This is a genomic window from Actinomadura montaniterrae (assembly GCF_008923365.1).
Taxonomy (GTDB): Bacteria; Actinomycetota; Actinomycetes; order Streptosporangiales; family Streptosporangiaceae; genus Spirillospora; species Spirillospora montaniterrae.
The window spans coordinates 1-1,816 of the sequence record NZ_WBMR01000461.1; the positions used below are offsets into that span (position 1 = coordinate 1).

The 1,816-nt window shown below is 79.7% G+C and carries 2 protein-coding genes and 1 pseudogene; all 3 read left to right on the forward strand.

The features are described from left to right. Positions 1–660 (forward strand): PP2C family protein-serine/threonine phosphatase (locus F9B16_RS50280; RefSeq protein ID WP_192809418.1); only part of this gene is annotated, 660 nt, incomplete at its 5' end. A 551-nt stretch (positions 661–1,211) separates the two neighbouring features. Continuing rightward, a pseudogene (locus tag F9B16_RS54330) lies at positions 1,212–1,508 on the forward strand (N-6 DNA methylase); the annotation flags it as partial. Between the two features lie 211 nt (positions 1,509–1,719). After that, positions 1,720–1,816 (forward strand): SAM-dependent methyltransferase (locus tag F9B16_RS54335; protein WP_225992696.1); only part of this gene is annotated, 97 nt, incomplete at its 3' end.

Genomic DNA, 1,816 nt, shown 5'->3' on the forward strand with positions numbered 1-1,816 from the left:
CCCGCCGCAGCGCCCGCCGACCCCGCCGCCGCGCTCGCCGCCGCGGTGGCGCGGGCGTCCGCGCGGCTGGAGGAGCTGGCCGCCGGCGACCCCGAGCTGCGCGGGATGGGCACCACGCTGACCGCGCTGGCCTGGGACGGAGCCGGGTTCGCGGTGGCGCACATCGGCGACTCCCGCGCCTACCTGCTGCGCGGCGGCGACCTCTTCCAGATCACCCGCGACCACACGATGGTGCAGGCGCTCGTCGACGGCGGGCAGCTCACCCCGGACGAGGCCGCGAACCACCCGCGCGCATCGGCCCTCGTGCGTGCGCTGCAGACCGGCGGCGACCAGCGCGGCGACCAGCGTCCCGACCTGTTCCGGCAGGACGCCGCGCCCGGCGACCGCTACCTGCTGTGCTCCGACGGCGTCTCCGGGTTCGTCCCGGCCGGGGCGATCCGCGACGCGCTCGCCGAGGCCGCGCGCCCCGCCGACGCCGTCGCCCGGCTCATCGCGCTCGCCGGCGCGGCGGGCGGCCTGGACAACATCACCTGCGTCGTCGCCGACGTCGTCACCGGCCCGCCGGACCCGGCGGAGCGGGAGCCGCGGCTGCTCGGCGCCGCCGCCGGCGGCGGGAGGGGGCGCCTCGCCCGGTTCGGCCGCCGGCTCCGCCGCGCCTGATCCGCGCGGGACGGGTGCACGGTGACCGGGTTCACGGGCGTTCCGAGCGCGCAGGGACGTTCCGGAAGATCACATAGGGTGGCGGGATGAGCGGCGATCCGGGCGTCACGGCGGGCGACATCGCCCGGCTCGCGGGCGTCGGGCGCGCCACCGTCAGCAACTGGCGCCGCCGCCACGACGACTTCCCGAGGCCCGTCGGCGGCACGGCCGCCAGCCCGCTGTTCTCCCTCGCCGACGTCGAGGACTGGCTGACCCGCAACGGCAAGCCGTTCGAGGTGTCGGCCGGCGACCGGGTCTGGCAGCGGCTCCGCGCGTCCGGCGACGACTTCCGCCTCGCCGACCTCGTCGGCTGGGCCGGCCTGCGGCTCCTGGAGTCGCGCGGCGGCACCGCCGCGCCGCCACCCCGGGAGGCTGCGCCGCGGCCCGGGGACGGGGCGATGCCGTCGTGGCCCGACACCGTCCCCGCCGACCCCGGCCTGCCCGCGCTGCTCGGCGAGCTGGCGGCCGAGCGCGGGCACCGCGCCGCGTTCGACTTCCTCGTCGAGGAGTACATGCGGGCGCATTCGCGGCGCCTCGTCGTCACCCGGCCGGACGTGGCGCGGCTGATGACCGGGCTCGTGTGCCGCAAGGGTGACGTCGTCCTCGACCCGGCCTGCGGGCTCGGCACGCTGCTGCTGTCGGCCTCCGGCGCCCGGCACGCGCTCGCCCAGGACAGCGACCCGGCCGCCGCGCGGATCGCCGCCGTCCGGCTGCGCCTCGCCGGCACGCCCGCCGACGTCGTTGCCGCCGACTCGCTGCGCGGCGACGGCTTCCCCGGCGAGACCGCCGACTCCGTCGTCTGCGACCCGCCGTCCGGGGACCGCGCCTGGGGCCACGACGAGCTGACCGGCGACCCCCGCTGGGAGTACGGGCTGCCGCCGCGCGGCGAACCGGAGCTCGCCTGGGTGCAGCACTGCCTGGCGCACGTGCGGCCCGGCGGGCGCGCCGCGGTGCTGATGCCGCCCGCCGCCGCGAGCCGCCGCCCGGCTGCCGCCGCGCGGCGAACCGGAGCTCGCCTGGGTGCAGCACTGCCTGGCGCACGTGCGGCCCGGCGGGCGCGCCGCGGTGCTGATGCCGCCCGCCGCCGCGAGCCGCCGCCCGGGCCGCCGGATCCGCG